Source organism: Luteibacter sp. 9133, from assembly GCF_000800155.1.
GTDB classification, from domain to species: domain Bacteria; phylum Pseudomonadota; class Gammaproteobacteria; order Xanthomonadales; family Rhodanobacteraceae; genus Luteibacter; species Luteibacter mycovicinus.
Genome location: NZ_JUHO01000001.1, coordinates 1,378,463 through 1,395,271 on the forward strand (window position 1 = coordinate 1,378,463; position 16,809 = coordinate 1,395,271).

The 16,809-nt window shown below is 59.7% G+C and carries 11 protein-coding genes; all 11 read right to left on the reverse strand.

What is annotated here, in order from left to right; genetic code table 11:
• Positions 1-4,772: 4,772 nt before the first annotated feature.
• The 11 genes from FA87_RS05920 to FA87_RS05975 all read right to left on the reverse strand — a co-directional run bounded on the left by FA87_RS05920 (position 4,773) and on the right by FA87_RS05975 (position 16,699).
• Positions 4,773-5,252, reverse strand: coding sequence for a type IV secretion system protein (locus FA87_RS05920; RefSeq protein WP_275041281.1), 480 nt, complete (start codon positions 5,250-5,252; stop codon positions 4,773-4,775).
• Positions 5,253-6,078: 826 nt separating this feature from the next.
• Positions 6,079-7,161, reverse strand: a complete 1,083-nt coding sequence (locus FA87_RS05930; protein WP_081996490.1) for a type IV secretion system protein — start codon at positions 7,159-7,161, stop codon at positions 6,079-6,081.
• 84 nt (positions 7,162-7,245) lie between these two features.
• Positions 7,246-8,061, reverse strand: a complete 816-nt coding sequence (locus FA87_RS05935; protein ID WP_043693042.1) for a hypothetical protein — start codon at positions 8,059-8,061, stop codon at positions 7,246-7,248.
• A gap of 43 nt (positions 8,062-8,104) precedes the next feature.
• Positions 8,105-10,576: a VirB4 family type IV secretion/conjugal transfer ATPase gene (locus FA87_RS05940; RefSeq protein ID WP_043693044.1), complete on the reverse strand. Its 2,472-nt coding sequence runs from the start codon at positions 10,574-10,576 to the stop codon at positions 8,105-8,107.
• Between the two features lie 63 nt (positions 10,577-10,639).
• The gene (locus FA87_RS05945; protein ID WP_043693047.1) at positions 10,640-10,951 is read right to left on the reverse strand and encodes a VirB3 family type IV secretion system protein; all 312 of its coding nucleotides are present in this window, start codon (positions 10,949-10,951) and stop codon (positions 10,640-10,642) included.
• Positions 10,944-11,363: a TrbC/VirB2 family protein gene (locus FA87_RS05950; RefSeq protein WP_043693050.1), complete on the reverse strand. Its 420-nt coding sequence runs from the start codon at positions 11,361-11,363 to the stop codon at positions 10,944-10,946. Before FA87_RS05950 ends, FA87_RS05945 begins: the two co-directional genes overlap by 8 nt.
• 131 nt (positions 11,364-11,494) lie before the next feature.
• Positions 11,495-12,511 (reverse strand): lytic transglycosylase domain-containing protein, encoded by a 1,017-nt coding sequence (locus FA87_RS20290; protein ID WP_197062378.1) that lies wholly within the window; start codon positions 12,509-12,511, stop codon positions 11,495-11,497.
• A 49-nt stretch (positions 12,512-12,560) separates the two neighbouring features.
• Complete coding sequence (virB11, locus tag FA87_RS05960; protein ID WP_043693053.1) at positions 12,561-13,601, reverse strand: P-type DNA transfer ATPase VirB11; 1,041 nt, start codon at positions 13,599-13,601, stop codon at positions 12,561-12,563.
• Positions 13,602-13,608: 7 nt separating this feature from the next.
• Positions 13,609-14,856 carry a TrbI/VirB10 family protein gene (locus FA87_RS05965; protein ID WP_043693058.1) on the reverse strand — a complete coding sequence of 416 codons (1,248 nt, stop codon included), beginning with the start codon at positions 14,854-14,856 and terminating at the stop codon, positions 13,609-13,611.
• Positions 14,853-15,662 carry a TrbG/VirB9 family P-type conjugative transfer protein gene (locus tag FA87_RS05970; RefSeq protein ID WP_239708995.1) on the reverse strand — a complete coding sequence of 270 codons (810 nt, stop codon included), beginning with the start codon at positions 15,660-15,662 and terminating at the stop codon, positions 14,853-14,855. Before FA87_RS05970 ends, FA87_RS05965 begins: the two co-directional genes overlap by 4 nt.
• On the reverse strand, positions 15,662-16,699 hold the full coding sequence (locus FA87_RS05975) for a type IV secretion system protein (protein WP_079523013.1): 1,038 nt from the start codon (positions 16,697-16,699) through the stop codon (positions 15,662-15,664). Before FA87_RS05975 ends, FA87_RS05970 begins: the two co-directional genes overlap by 1 nt.
• Positions 16,700-16,809 lie beyond the last annotated feature (110 nt).

The following is a 16,809-nucleotide window of genomic DNA, read 5'->3' on the forward strand; positions in this document are numbered from 1 at the left end:
GGCACATATCCAGTGCGATACGTTCTGCTTCGCTCTTCGTATCCCGGTCCTCTACCGTTCCACCTCTGTTTTCTGCGTCCATAGCTATCGCGCCCCAACCGCCAACCCAGTGCACGGCAGGCGGGGCGTTAACGACCGGCGCGTCTCCAGCTTGATGGTAAGGAGAACCCGTTGCTGTTGGAGGCATGCACCCTGGATTGCCGGCGCCGGGAATTCCGGCTCCGCATTGTGCCCTTGCTGCCAGAGGTGATAGCAGTACGACTAACAGCGCGGCTCGGCAACCGTTGGAAATCATTCCATGTCCCATCTGATGTTTTCTTCCGTTGACCGTTGAGATCCACTGAACGCGGACGGGCAGTGCGCACGGACTGTAAGGAAATCTGCATGTCCGCTCGTCCCCACATATTGTCACGACTCGCGATTCCGCACGAGATCTTGTAGCTGCTGTCGCGCTGCTGAAGATACCCTTGGCTAACTGCGTGATAGCGGCACACTGGCTGTAATACGTGAGTACGACCTCGCAATGAGTTCCGCCTTGCTCCTCACATTGTAAAAGCGCCCTCCGGCACGAGATATGCGGGAAGCATACTGCGACCATGCCAAGGCCCGTAAGCAAGATAAACGAGGGTGATTATGAAGTTTTTCTTGCCAGCTCGCGATTCGTCGTGCGGTACGTAGTTGACTCTGATGCGGCCAACTTCTTGCAACCTTTTGACGGACGAGGCGCGGCGGACACTGCGAGGCGTTAGTCGACTCTCTCAGCGAGGCTGCAGGCACTGTAGACGATTTGGCACGAAGCCGTATCTCCACACTCTTCCTTGGCAGCAGCCTTGGCGACTTCAAGGCTCGGACCGCTAGCACTTCCCATCACTCCTCCCGTGGATCGCTGAGCGACGGCGGCACATTGATTGCGATACGCGACGGAAATGGCGCAGGCCTGCCCTCGGTTCTCGCGGCATTGGTCCAAGGCCTCACGCTTTGCCTCGGCCTGCGTCTTCATGCCTGTCGATACCCCGGCGCTTCCAGTGCTGGCATCCAGGGCCACGGCGCCCCAGCGTTCTGACCATCGCGCTGTGGGAGGTGGAGAGCTAGACGAGGACGAACTGGCATCTCCCTGTTGGCCGTAAGGGGAGCCAGGTTGCGTCGGAGGAATGCATCCCGGGTTCCCGGCGCTCGGAATGCCGGGAGCGCACTGCGCCCAGACAGCATTGCTGGCAAATAGAGTGATTGTCAGTAGCAGGATTTTCGTAAGTGTCACTCGACCTCGCCTCGCCCGGTTGGAGCTCTCTGAGTAGGTGTAGTGTCCGCAAGCGCGTTGTTAAGAGATGACATTGCCCTAAAGGCTTGCAGGACCATGCTGCTGATGCCGTCGGTGTTGCCGATGCTGGCGAAGGCTCTCGTTCTGAAACACTGAAGCCACGCGCGGGCGCGCTGCCGGAGACTTGCTTCGGTTTGCGTGCTCGTCAGTAGAATCCTTGGCCCGGGCTTTCTGCTTGGGGATGAGTGATGCTGCGCCATGCCAGCAATCGCTACTGCACGCGAACAGGCAGGCTGCACGAAGAGTAGTACGAATGGCAGTCATCTTGACCAGAACGCAAGCACTCTTTCATCGCGCGCTTCGTTGCCTCGGTTTCGCTCGGTGCGGATTCGATCTTTGTGCCGCCGCTGCCAGCAACCACTGCAATGCATTGATTTCTAACGGTTCCCATACTTTTGCATGTTTCATCTCCGTCAAGGCGGCAGTCCGCGATAGCAGCATCTATCGCCTCGCGCTCTGTTTTCTTTCCGCTTGAGCCACCAGCGATTTGCCCTGAGTCGGTAACTGCCAACGCACCCCATCGATCCTCCCAGCGCTCGCTTGGGCCGGATCGTGGCGACTGCTGGGTACTTCCGGGGATGGGCACGCATGTCTGCCATCCTTGCCCCGACTGGGGATATTGGCCTGGAGGACAGCCACCCTCGGCATGTGAGTAGCCAGACGCACATATGAGCAAGAAAATGGCGGCCATAGCCTTCGTCATCGATCTTTCCATGTGTTATGGGATTGCATTTATGCCCTCGACGTCTTCACGTCATCGTTTTAGCGACGGCCCCAACGGTTGTGTTGCACGCCCCCCATGCATCGTGGCCTGCATTTGCTGATTAGGGTTTCCTGCTCCGACGCTGTTAATTGGGTTGGAGGCGTAGACCGGTGCGCCCGGCGGCTGCCCCTGAGGCCCCGGTCGACTACCCGCACCCTGGAACACCGGCTGATTCCCCATCAACGTGCTCAGTCCACGCTAGACCCAGAACGTGATGCTTACCGGTAGGGCCCATTCCCTGATTATGCGGTTCTCGAGCGATCGGTCTCCTCGTTCAGGACAATCCTTGGATCTTAGGATATGTCATGATCGCTGGACGGGTAAGCTGCAGGCCGAGTAATACACACGACAGTTCGTGTCGCCGTTATTGCAACTATGCTTGGCCTTATTCTCAGCCTCTTCCTTTGTGCCGCCGGATCCGGTGGTGAGTAGCGAGTCTCCGACTACCATCGCAACGCAGCCATTACCGTATGAGATTGCGACAGTGCAGTTGGTGCCGCCTTTCGATTTGCAATCGTCCAAGGCGAGTAGTTCCGCCGCTTTCATTGTGTCCGCGTTAATCGATGTTCCGAGAACGCCCTTCCCTGAATCGGTGGCAATCGCTTGCCCCTGCGCTCCGGGCCGGCCATTGCCGCCGGGGCCTCCGAACACCGAATAGCGTGCGAATCTACCCAGCGTCCCCTGGAAGAATCGCCGTCATAGGCGATTCGGAGACGCCCACGATGCTGAGGAACAAACCGTTGTCACCTTGTTACATCGCTACGCTACTCAAGCCCTTGGGCTGATCTCCCGTCAGCGAATTCCATTCTTGAGTGACCCGGAACGCGATGCTTATGCGAATCGTCAATTCAAGAAGCATGGCGGCGACCGCACACAAGGCTGCCATAGAAAATATCGCGCATATGCAGTGACTCAGTCAGCTCTGGAGTGCAGCAGATCACGAGTAGGGCGTATGGGCGGCGGGTATCTATTGAATCCGAACTGGCGGACTGCACTCAGCGTAGTGAACGGTGCACTGGGAGTTGGTGCGGCTACATTGCTCGTAGGCAGCGAGCTTCGCCTCGCTCTCAGTGGCTGCACTCTTGAAGTTCAGGGTCTTTTCGCCAACGACCATCACAATGCAACCGTTCTTTGCTGATACTTGCAGTTCGCAAGCAGTGCCTCCTTTTTCTCGACAGTCATTTATAGCTTGTTTCTCAGCATCACCTGCATTCGCAAGCCCCTTGGACGTCCCTAGAATGCCCTTGGGTATATCAGCTGCAGTTGCCTGCCAGCGATCGGCCCAGCGTGCTACAGGCACTTGCTGCGTTTGCTGTTGCTGCCCAGGAATGGGGACGCAAGTCTGGAAACCCTGCCCATTCTGAGGATACTGGCCTGGCGGGCAACCGCCTTCCGCACGAACGGGAGCGGCTACGAAGAACAGTAGCGCAAGTGACAGCACAGAAAGGGAGGAGCGAATCACAGCGAGACCCTCATGTTTTCGAAAATTGCTTCGTTGCATCTGCTTGTGCGACAGGAGTGGTACCGGAAAGGCGTGGCTCGAAGCCTCCGGCTTGTTGATCCCCCGTTTTTTGCGCGTGGCCCGCGTAACTTGGTGCCTTGATCATGCCCGGCGGCTGCCGCTGCGGCCCCGGTCGACCACCCGCACCCTGGAACGCCGAGTAGGTCAGCGCACAACCCAGCGTCCCTTGGATGAATATCGCCGTCATGGGTGGAACTGAGACAACGAGAATAGTAATTCTTTGCCGGTTTCGTGTCGTAGTTACCCCGAACGAAGTTGGCCCCGTTGATGTGCATATGAAGGCTTGCTGCGGGCGAGATTCTGGACCACCAACCACTATGCCGTTTTATCTTCCTCGGCGATGAGGTTGCTGGCTCCCTTCTTTGTCAGCTATTAAGCGAACCTCATTCGCCATCGCAATGCTGCGAGTACCTCAATTAGTGCAGTTTATTGCAATCTTACTGGTGGGCTACACGATGAGTAATATACCCTGCAATTCACATCGTCCTTATTGCACAGTGCAATGCCTTTATCTTCCGCTTGCGCCTTCGTTGGTGCGTCATTCGTATTCATCACGTTATCGCCGACGACCATCGCGACGCAACCATTCGCGTTCGTGATCCGAACTGAGCAATCAGTTCCACCCTTCGATTGGCAATCGCTTATAGCGGTACGCTCGGCAGCCTCTTCGCTTTTCTGATTCGTCGCGGTTCCGAGAATTCCCTTTGGCGTATCACTGGCGATTGCTTGCCACCGAGACTCCCACCTTACGGGCGGTTGTGAAGCGGTACGGTTGTCGCTACCTGGGATTGGGACACACGTTTGCCAGCCTTGACCAGACTGTGGATATTGGCCAGGGGGGCAACCGCCCTCGGCGGCTGCCGGCTTACAGCCTAAACCGCTCAAGATTAGGAGAGCGATCGAGAAAAGATACTTCATAAGGCTTAAGTCCGAGCAATTTGATTATTCGTCTCATTACGCAGCGTGATCGTAGGAGACGGAGTGGTTTGGGCGCCCGTGAGTCCCCTGTTCCCTGATTTCCTGATTCCGAATGAGTAGTCCTGCTTGCAGGTGCAGGTACAGCCCCGGAAGGAGTATCCCAACCGCCGGATCCTGGTGGCTGCCCCTGAGGCCCTAGTCGGCGACCCGTGCCCCGGAACAACGGGTAAACCAGCGCCGCTAACTCGTCCCTACTTCTGGGGGGCTGTTTTCGTAATGTCCAGCTGCGGTGCAGCCTGCTGGCTCTGCGTTCTCACGAATGCGCCGCCGGAATCACTGGCGGTACTGGGCTTCTCCGCGCTTTGAGGCTGATATCCCAGCCCTGATCCGGCTGGCTGGCCCTGCGGCCCCGGCCTACCACCCGCACCCTGGAACACCGAATACGTCAATGCACTACCCAACGTACCCTGGAAGAACATCGCAGCCATCGGCGGCACCGAAATAATCAACGTACTCAACAATAGCCCAATACCGCCCTGTTGCATGGCGATGCTGCTCACACCTTCGGACTGATTGCCCACGAGAGCATGCGTCACCCAGAAGGCGGCGCTGATGCGGATCGTCAGTTCCAGCACGATGCTCGAAACGACGCTGAGCAGGACCATCGAAAAGGTCGTGCCCAGGCCGTACATCAGCCATCGTTGGAAGAGCGATTTGGTCTGGTCGAATATGAGGGAACGGAAAAGTGGTAGCTAAAGGATAATGGGGTTGCGTGGGTGAAACTGCTCTCACTGTCAGTGATTCGGATGTGCTGCTGGTCGATACGAACACTGCCCGAGATTAGTCAGCTCCTCCCTGACCTCCGTCACTCATCGCTAAGGGGCGTTTATCCGAATAGCCGCCCACCCTTCATCCATGCGCGCAGTGGTGGACTGATACATATGTGAAGCATTGAATCCGCCTGCGAACATGGATGAGCTGTTGCGAACATGCGAAGCAAAGGTGCTCTGCTGTTAAAGCGGTGGGACACATTCCTTGTGGGTTTCTTGGCATTGGCTAGCCTAGTTAGTTCTCACGGGCAGGCTGCACTCAGCATAGTAGACCTTGCAGTTCTTATCTTCGGAACGGCACATGCGTATCCCTTTCTGCGCGGCTTCGTCTTTCGAAGCGCCGCTGTTCGTGTTCATTACTTTGTCGCCAACGACCATGGCGATACAACCGTTGCCATGCGAGATTTGAAGGGTGCAGTCAATACCGCCTTTCTTGGTGCAGTCCGCCATTGCTGCCGCTTCAGCAGATCGCTGCGTAGGAAGATCCTTTGATATGCCGAGAATTGCCCGTGGCGCGTCTGTAGCGATAGCCTGCCATTGATCTTGCCATGTCACCTTTGGGGCTGTTGCTTCGGGTTGGGCCTGGCTCCCAGGTACGGGGGCGCAGTAATTCCAGCCCTGTCCGACCACAGGATATTGTCCGGGCGGGCAACCCTGGGCGTGCACACTCCCCCATGCCCAAGCTAAGAGGAGAATAAGAATGCGACAAATTGATTTTTTGTACATCTCAATAGTTCCGCGAGGGCGTGCCCGTCTTCACTTCATTGTCTTGCGGTGCTTGTGCTGGCTGGTAGGAACGTGTTCCTCCAAAAGCGCTCCCGCCTACATTGGCCTGCGTCTCACGGCCGGAAATTTCCGTTGGACGATGTCCGCCCTGCTGCGATCCGGCTGGCTGCCCTTGCGGCCCAGGCCGACCACTACCGCCCTTATCAAAAACCCCGTAAGGCGAGAAGCTACCCAACGTACCCTGGAAGAACATCGCAGCCATCGGCGGCACCGAAATAATCAACGTACTCAACAATAGCCCAATGCCACCCTGTTGCATGGCGATGCTGCTCACACCTTCGGACTGATTGCCCACGAGCGCATGCGTCACCCAGAAGGCGGCGCTGATGCGGATCGTCAGTTCCAGCACAATGCTCGAAACGACGCTGAGCAGGGCCATCGAAAAGGTCGTACCCAGGCCGTACATCAGCCATCGTTGGAAGAGCGATTTGGTCTGGTCGAAGATGAGGCACAGGATGAAGAGTGGCCCCAGTCCGATGAACAGCGCCATAGCGAACTGGTAGAGCAGCAGCATGGCACCGGCGGCCATGGGCGGGGAGGCGGTGCCGAAGGTCGCGATGAACAGCGAGCGTTCCTTGGCGTTCTGCATCTCCTGGTCGCCTTCGACCACCTGGATGTTGTTGATCGTCGAGAGGGCAAGCTGCGTATAGGCCAGATTCTTGTCGATCGAGGACGACGTGGTGGCGTCGTCCTTGCCGGTGAACAGGCCGTTGATCTCTTTGTCCAGGTCCACGGTCAGGAACTGGTGCAGGCCGGAGCCCGCGAAGGCCATCGTGGTCGCTGCGCCAATGACCACGGCGATGCGGCCCAGGTTGAGCACGGTGGCCATCAGAGGCTCGCGCGACTGACCGGTGAGAATACGAAAGCCCTGGAACATGATCCACAGGGTGACAAGAACCAGAGCGATCGCGCTGGCCCAGCTCATCAGGTTCTTCATCAACGTCATGCCGAACGTACTGATCTCATCGCTGAGATAGTCGTAGACGAGCCGGTAATAGACGTAGTCAGCAATATTGGTTGGCATTTGATCCGTGTTTCCCATGCCGGCAGGCTAGCCTGCAGCGGTCTTGCGTGTTTTATGGACGTCCGTGACTGCTGGCGCGACGCGTTACTTGCCTACCGTAAATGCTCCCTTCAGTACGGCAGCACCTACGAGCTCGCCGATGATGGTCGGTTGGCCGTTAATGGCGCGGCGCGTCAGGATTCCTTGCTGCTTCTTGAGCAGGTCGATTTCGGCATCCTGTTGGCGAAGCTGCGCCTCCCAGGTCGATTTCGCGGTGCTGATATTGGCTTCATAGCGAGCGGTATCGCCGGCCAGTGCTTCCATATTTCCCGGTGACTGGTCAATCGCCGAAAGGCGCAGCGTCTGCAATTCGACGAGCGAATTCGTGTCCTTCGTCAGCTGCTCGAAATACTTCACCGTGAAGTTGTATTTCTTGTTGTCAGCCATCACCAGCTTGGCGCAGATCGCGGTCTGCTGATCATTGATGCTTCCATCGAAGCTGAGCGACGCGGGAAGCGCGGACTTCAGCAAGTCTGTGGCGGTTCCGAGAATGCCCTTGGACGCACCTGGGCAACGCTCCGGCACGCCGTAATATTCGTCGATTTCCACGTATTGTTGATCGAGTTTGAACAGGTCGTACTGCAGCCCCTTGATCTTCACCAGCTGCTGCTGCCAGAAGGCGACCTGGTCGGCATAGTGCTTCAGGACAGAGACATACTGCGCCTTGGTTTCAATCCAGTTCTGGCTGCGTTCGACAAACTGCTCTGCCGACTGGAGAATGGCGCTGACATCGACTACCGGGATGCCCGTCGCTTCCGCGCGCTCGGCCGGAGCCCAGCTTGCCAGCGCCAGTGCCAGTGCCAGCGTCCCCTTGAGGAGCGGCTTGTTCGTGAGCTTTCGATGTAGGTTGCGCTTGATCATGATGTTCCTATCCCAATGCGATGCCGTGGTGACGAGCGATGGATTACGCGACGCGCGCGGACGATGAGGACGAAGAAGAGGTCGGGCGTGTTGGCCTGCCTTTGCCACTTCCCTTGCGATTTTCGTAGAACGCTTCCAGCCACTGGTCGGGGCGGAGGTCGTTGGTAGATACACCTGCGTTCTCGGCGGTGACCTGCAGAATCTCGTGCATGATTTCAATGTTGTCCGTCGAGGCGGAGATCACCGCCAGGGCGTCATCCAGGCCGCGCAGGTTCAGCTGGCATACGGCCGAAGCGTGGCCTTGCTTCACGACGAAGCAGCGCGAACGCTCATCCAGACCGACCACCACCTGGTACTCGGCTTCGGTCAGTTTCAGGCCGTCGACATAGTCCTCGCGGCTGGCGTTCGGATTAGGCAGCAGAATCATGGTGGCAGTCTGCTCGATCAGCGCGGCCGAGATGTCGCTGGCCAGCGCATCTTCCGGGCTCTGCGTCGCGAAGATGCCCATACCGTTCTGCTTACGGATGGTCTTCTGCTTGTTCTTCGCGAACTCTTTCAGGCCGCCCTTGCCGTCGAGGATCTTCCAGAATTCGTCCATGACGTAGATCAGGCGGCGGCCGTCGATCAGCGCTTCGAGGCGATGCAACAGGTAGTTGATGACCGGGGCGCGGACTTCCGGATTGTCGATGATATCGGTGTAGTCGAAGCCGATGATGTTTGCCTTGGTCAGATCCACGGTATCGCGCGGATTATCGAACACCCAGCCGAGCGAGTTGCCGGCAGTCCACTTGCGCATGCGGATGAACAGACCGTCGTCGCCCAGATTGGGCAGGCTCTTCTGGAAGTTCGTCATGTTGCGGAGGTGGATGGGCGTGTCGAGCATGTTTTCGACGGCGCGGAAGATGTCCTCTTCCTCGCGCGAGCTGTATACGCTCTTGCCGGCCAGTACTTTGATGAGGTTTCCCAGGAACTGGACGTTCTCTTCGCTGCGTTCGCACTGAAACGGATTGAATCCGGTGGGCTGGCCGTTCTCGAGCGCGAGGTAATTGCCGCCGCAGGCGCGCACGAAAATCTCCGCGCCACGGTCCTTGTCGAAGAAGAAAATTGTCGGCGCGGGGTCGAGCTTCTGCACCTGGCTCAGCAGAAAGTTGATCAGCGCGGTCTTGCCGGTACCGGACTTACCGATGACCATCGTGTTGGCGATCGCCTTCTCACCCAGCGAGTTCTCGGCGGGGTGGGTGGCGTGAAAATTGAAATAGTACGGCTGGCCATTGGTCGTCTGCAGGGTGGTGACGCACTCGCCCCACGGATTGTTCTCTTTCTTACCCGTGGCGAAGTTGTGCAGCGGCGACAGGCCGAGGAAGTTCAGCGAGCTGACGTTGGCCAGTCGGGTACGGAACTTCCAGTTGCCGGGGAACTGCGCATAAAACGCGGACGTGACGGCCAGATCTTCCTTCACCGTGACGAAGCCGGCGTTGGACATCTCCGCGCGCGTCGATGCGATCTGCTGCGACAGCAGGTCCTGGCTGGGCGCGTAGATGGCGATGGTGAAGTGATACTCGCCAAGCACGAAGTTGCCCGAGGCCAGCTGATCCATTGCATGGTCGAGCTCGATGATCTGACTGACGGCCTTATCGCCCGAGGAGATCATCATGCCCTTGGTTCGCTCCAGCGCGGACAGCGCGCTCGTGCGGCCCATGGGTGTGAACGAATGGGTGATGACGTACTCGAAATCCAGGTACTTCAGTCCATTGAGGATGCCTGGATAGGTGCCGTCGGTGTATTCCTTGATGTTGAGTAGCGCGCCAAAGTGATTCACGCCACTGGGTGTGGTCAGTACGAAGTCGCCGGTCTTGGCCGAAAAACGCTGGCGGCTGATGGCAAGGTAGTCGTAGACAGGCGCGTTCAGCGCAGGCACCGGCTCGTCCACACGGTTGAGGATGAATCCGTAGAGTTCGAGAATTTCGGAGAACACGATGCCGTTCGAAGCTTCGTACAAGCCAAGACGGTACGGTGCGTAATCCTTGAGTACGGCTTCTACGTTGCCCGCAAGCTCGAGAATGGTTGTGATCGCGTGTGCCTGCTCCTGCTGGAGCCGGTCGACGCTCGTGGATTTCTCCGCCAGTCGACGGTTCTCCGGCATCGGGCGGTACATCATGGTCAGGTAGAGCTCGTTCTGCATGAGCTTCTGCCCGGACAATGCGTCGAAGTACTGATCCGACATGTCCTGGTTGAACTTCTGGCCGAACTTCGACGAGTCGCGCAGGGTGCGACGACGACGGATGTCGTGCACCCAGAAGGCGACGTTGGTGTAGTCGGGCGCACGCAGCGTCTGCAGCATGCGGTTGAACGTGTTGTGACGGTGTTCGATCTCCCACTCTTCTCGCCCGACGAAAGGTAGTCCTCCAAGACGCCACACCAACAGAAAGTCGCCGCCGGTCGTTTTCACGACGGTGGGGGAGACGTGGCTGGAGAGAGTGATGTGGGCTGAGATGGGCGCGTCGGGTGTGAACATGGTGGTCGATACCGTGAAAGCCGAAAGGCCCTGGCACCAGGTGCCAGGGCGTGGGTCCTTGATTTACCGCTTGTCCTTTTTGCGCGGGTCGCGATAGTTGTTGGGTGTAAACACCCACATGCCGTCGTGTTCCCGTACGTTCCTGACCCTTGTCTTGAACTGAAAGCGCAAGCCAAGCAGGCGGAAGATCAATTCGTCGCGACGCGCCATCTGGCGCATCACGAAGATCACCACCGGGATGAGGAGGAGGAAGAAATAATTGAAGTACATGGCCAGCAGCAGACACGAGCCGGCACCCATGAAGAAGGGCACGTAAGGCACGCCCATGAACATGGGCGGGCGCGTGCAGCCGCGGAACAGTACGTTCTTATGCATGGAACGACACGAGGTGGATCGCGGAGTTGATCACGTCCATGAGGAACAGAGACGTGCCGCTGGTGGCGCCGCACTCATCATTGTCCGAGCCGACCACGGTCTTCGCGATCTGGGCAGCCGCACCGATCATCACGCCGCCGATCAGAGCCGGGGTGACGTCCGCGATACGCTTGTGCGCGAAGGCGATCTGGTAGCCGGAGAAGATGACCGCGACGGTCACGACCACGATGGAAGCGGCGTTCAGGATGGTCTTGATGCTTCCGAAGAAGCCGCAGACCTTGGTCTGGGTGGTGTCGTCAGCAAGCGCCAGCTCCGGCAGGAAGGCCAGGGCAAGTAAGGCGAACAGGGCGACCGTGTTGAGCAAGGGGCGCTTGGACTTGGCGATCGTGGTGCTGAGGGCGGACAGGGCCATCTTTCGGTTCCTTCGTTGCGATTGAATCAAATTGCGCCGACGCAACATGCGACGGAGCGGATAAAGCTGCGTGCCGCGCAGCCAACGGTGCCATGGCGCCGCCCGGAATCCGTCCGGCACGGGCCTGCGTATCAGAAGACAAAAGCGTCATCGCCTGACTGCGTTCGGGTATCGGCGTTGTCGACAGGTCGTCCCTGGGGTTGTTGCATCTGGCGTACGGCGCCCGGCGGTGGGTCGTTGGGTCCGTGCACCTGCGGTACGAAGATGCCGCCGGTATCCTGTGCGGGCGGTGCGGCCTGCGCACCGGTCGGTGACGCGGCCGACACACCGATCTGCGACATTGCCGCGGCGGTCGATGGATCGGTCTGGATCCGTCCGGCCTGCGACGGCGTATTGACCTGCGGCAGGCGTGCGCCGATCTGCGACATGATGGCGGCGGTATCGGGATCGGTGACGATCGCGCCGGGCGCCGTTTGTGGCGTCTGCACCAGCACGGGGTTAGTAACAGGTACCGTCTGCATGGCGACCATGCGACTGGAGGGCGCGACGCCCGTGGCGGTGCCGATCATCGCAGCGGCGGCGCTGTCGAGCACGCTGCTGCGCATGGCGACGCGGTAGCTGGGGCTGTCTTCGACCACGCCCCTCATGCCATTGCCGACCTTGACGACGCGTACCGGGACCGGCCTCGCCTGAAGCGGAATGGCCGCTGCGACCGCGGTTCCCGCGCTGCGCGCCATTGAGGCGAATATCTTCTGCACGTAACCGTGCTGGTACCCGGTGACGAAATTGCCGGAGTAGTAGCAGCTGAATGCCTTGCCCCAGTCCTTGCCCGCGCTGTCGTAGCATTCGCGGAGGATGCGAGAGCCGGCTTGCAGGTTGGGGCAGAAGTCAAAGGCCTTCTCGAAGGTGTCCAGCCCGTACTTGCCGAGATTGGCGCGATTCACCTGTGCCGCGCCGACCGAGTAGTTGTAGCCCTGATCCTCGAGCGACTTGACCGTCGCGATGGCTTCACCGAGGTTCTGGGGCTGACGCACGAGCTGACCGCCCACTACGCCGATGGCGTACGGGTTGCGGCTGGACTCCACGTTGACGACGTGCTGCATCACCTCCGCCGGTACGGCAAGGTTGGGGCACGCCATCATTTCCATTCCCGGTATCACCGTTACAACTCCTGTCTAATGACCGATGTCTTAAGTGTTACCCCCCGTCCGCGCTCAGTGCGCGAGCCGGGTTGAAGTCGATGCCGGTGATATAGCGCCGGCCCGCATGTGCCTTGATGTGTACGACGATGTCGATGGTGAGCATAAGCAACCGCTTGATCGTCGCGAATTCCAGTCCAGCGCCTTCTGACGAGGCCTTCACCATCAGTGCCAGCTGGTCCCAGGTCTGCTCTACGCTGCCTGCGTGGCAGCTTGTGATCGAACCAGGGTGGCCGGACGCGCAATTTCGGATGAAATAAAACGACTCGTCACCGCGCAGCTCCGCCAGGATAATCCGGTCGGGCTTCATGCGCAGGCAGGCTTCCATGCAGCTCTTCGCCGTTACATTGGCTGCACTCTGGCCGCCTTTGGAGTAGAGCAGGTGCACGACGTTGGGCTGGTCGATGAACAGCTCGCGGGCATCTTCAATGGTAACCAGCCGCTCGTCGTCTGGGATGTGACCGACCAGCGACTTCATGAATGTGGTTTTGCCGCTGCCGGTTGCACCAGCCACCACGATATTCTTCTTGCTGAGCACGGCATGGCGAAAGAAGTCCGCATAGCGACGCTCGGCACGTAGTTCGAGCAGTTCCTTGTCGGCCTGGCTGATCGTGTTCGCACCTTCGAGAATTTCGTCGAAGAAACCGTCTTCGCTGTACTGGGCGAGGGTACGCGTCTGCTTCGACGGAAGACGGATGGTGATCGACACACGACCGGCTTCCACGGCGGGCGGGATGACGAACTGCGCGCGCTGGCCGGTGGGGAAGGTCAGCGACACCACGGGATCCGTGTCCGTGATGCGCTGACCGGTATTGCTTTCGTTGACGACGGCGGTACAGAACTGCCGCGCACGCTCAAACGTCAGCGACGGGACGTCCACGCGCTGCCAGCCGCCCTTGCGCTCCAGATAGAGCTCGCCGGGGCGGTTGATGCAGATTTCGGTCACATCCGAAGACGCAAGGAAATCCCTCACGCCCAGCACTTCGTACTGGTAATCGAGGAAGTCGTTGCTGACCTGTGCTAGCGCGCCTTCGTCCATAGCTCCCTCAATACCTCGCGACCACGCCGGTGAAGTCGACATCCTTGGCGACGTAGATTGCCAGCACCGTACCCTGGTTGATCGTGACAGTCGCCGGGCGGTTGGCCTGGCGCTGCACGGCCTGATTGGCCAGCTGCTGGATGGTGTCCGCGGTATTGCTCTCGAAAGGTGTCTGGGTGACGACACCATTGGTGATTGTCGTGCTCTTTGGGCCGTGTTCCGCAGCTTCATACTTGAACGCGTCGCTGAGCAGGCTGATCAGCAGGGCGGCGCCGATACGGCTACCCCAGTGCGCGTTGTAGTAACCCGGATGACCGGCGCCACCGAGCGCGTCGATACCTGGGCTAGCCATATTCACGTCGATACCCGTGGGCGTGACGATACGGTCCCAGATGACCGCGACACGCGGGCCGCTGGGTTCCATTTCGTACTTGCCCATCACCTTGCTGCCCTTGGGCAGAAGCAGGCGCTTGCCGGTGAAGGAGTACACCGGCTCGGTCACGACGCAGGACGTGAAGCCCGGGATGTCCGTGATGATCCGGGTCTCGAGCACGCAGCGGATAAACGTGCCGCGCAGCATGATCGTGTCCGGGTGCGTGAGCGGCGAAGCGCTCGACACGTCGGGCAGTTCCTTTGCGGTATAGGCCAGATTGCCATTGGCGCTCATCTGTGGGGGCGGAGCTGCCTGCTGACCGAGCAGCCCCGGCGGCAAGTTGAATCCAGGCGCTTCGGAGGACGGTGCGTTTGCAACACCGCTGGTACCACCGTTAGACGCAGCGATGCGACGTTCGAGCAGGCTCGGCCCACGCGGCGCTTCCGGCTGCGTCGGCATGGGCGGCATCTGCGACGGGACCGGCGGTGCCTTCAGTGCGATGGGATCCGCGGGCGGCGGAGTCGGCGCATTCTCGGGCGGCATCGGCGGCGGAGCGCGCGGTGCCTCGGGGATGCTGACCGTTTCTTCGCGGACCTTCGGCGGGGTCTTGGTGCTGCTGCCGCCGAATACCCAGAAACCGATCACCAGCAAGAGCAAGGCAATGCTCGCCAGCAGGCCCAGCGCCTTACGATTCATGCGCTGCATGTCGTTCGAGGTCAGCTGCGGTGCGGCGCTGTCGAGGTCCGGCTGTCGCGTCTGACGCGCATTGTTCGAATACGGGTTGTTTGCCAGTGGATCGTGCTGCTCGGCGGCACGATCCTGCGGCGGCACGTTGCTGCCGTTGGATTCTTCGTCCGGGTGATAGGGGTTGTTCGGGCTCACTTCTTTGTGTTCCTTCGCAGACCGACGACATTGCTGTCGTGGCGGATGACCAGGTAGGCGTACGTGCCATGGACGACGATGGTGTTGCCCTCGACGGTGGTATTAACCACTGCGTCTTCGCCGTGTTCCTTCTCGCGCATGTACACCGTGGGGAAGTTTCCCGTGGGGAACTGCTTGAGGTCCGGCATCTTGATGTACGTAAAGCGGCCGTCGTCGTACACGTTGATCGGCACGAGCCAGGGCGGCGTCTTGCGCGTCTTTGCGAAGTCGTAGTCGAAGTTGTAATCGCGACCCTTGACCAGCGAGGTGTCGAGCGCAGGCGCCTGTTCGACCTTCTTGGCTTCCGACATGAAGCTGGTGTCGGACGGATAGGTAAACACGACCTTGTACTGCACGCCGGCACGGCGAGCCTGGTCAAGGGTCTTCCAGTCCGTCGCCACGACCTTCAGCTCGAAGATGTACGAGTGGGTCGCCGTACGGATCATCATGTTGGTGTCGACGTCGACGTTCTTCGGCTTGACGTAGAACACATTGTCGCGCCGGGTGAGATCCCAGCCCGTGCTGAAGCCGGTGCTGTAGTCGAGGATCTTTTCGTTCGGGCTGAGTTCGATCTGGGTGGAAATGCCGAGGCCGGTGCGTACCTGATAGATGCGATCGGGCTGGTATTCATAGGACGTGACGCCGGTCACCGCCTGCATCGCGGCCGTGGGAGCACTCTGCTCGGTCTGGGCGATGGCGAACGGCGCCAGGCACATCGCGGCTGCACCAACGGCGGTGCGCAGACTCAGCTTGATTGGTCGATTCATCAACGGCGCCCTCCATTGGCGGCGCTACGGGGCGAACGAGCCGCAGGTGCGGCGTTGGAAGGCACGGGAACCGGGGTTCCTGCGGAGGGTGGTGCGGCGTAGGCGCCGTCGACCGGAATGGGAGCCGTCGGCATCGCACTGCGCTGAAGGGTGTCGTTGGTCGCCGCGCCGGGCGCGTAACCCTGCGGAGCAGCGCTCTGGGGCGCCGCACCCGCGGCGGGCAGGTCGTCGGGATCCACGCCCGGGGCGGTCGGCGCGACGGGCGCGTTCGGGTTGACCGTAGCCGCTGGATTGACCTGTACTTCGGCCGGCGGCGTCGAGCCGTAATCGTTGTCGACTCGATAGCTCGTGACCTGGAAGCCGAGCGGATTCTCGACGCGGCTCTGATCGTCCATGCGGAGGTTCGGGTTGTAAGAGAACTCCATCGTCGCGATTTTGTTGTCGAGAACTGACGTGGCGCCGTTGGTCTTGTCGTAGATGCTGCGCTGGAAGCGCACGGTGGCGCCCTTCGGGGGCGAGCCCTGGCCACCGCCAATGAGCACGATGCTGAGTATCTTGACGCGAACGGCCTTGTTCTTGCCGTACAGCTTGTAAGGGCTGTTGTCGTTGTTGGTCGAGTGCAGATTCATGTAAGGCCGCGCAACGTCGGGTGCGGCCATGGTCAGCACGGTGGGCCAGTCGCGCATGTTGGTCAGCGCGATGTCATAAGCCTCGCGAGCCAGGACGAAGTGCGCGATGTTGCTGCGATTGACGGCTTCGTTCGTAGTGACCCGCTTGTTGACCAGGTCTTCGGTGAGGCGCGCGAGCGAGCTCGTACCCGAGTACGGGTCGGCCATCACGATGTACGGCACCTTTTCCTTGAGCGGCAGCATGTAGAAATAGCCACCCACAAGAATGCACGAGACCCCGAGCGAGCAAAGCGCAACGATCCAGGCCCGGCGCTCGCTGCGCCTGGCCATGTCGGCAACGGTAACTTCGAAGTTGACGCTTTGCTGCACGGCGGCGTCGATCTTCGGCGAACTTTTCTTCTTGAGCATGTGAGTGCGCTGCCTGGCGGTTACTTCGAATCGGGCGTCGCGGCGACGTTGCCCGCATCGCCTGTGGAGACGGCGGCGTTGGGCGCCGATGCCGGAGCCGGCGCGGCAGG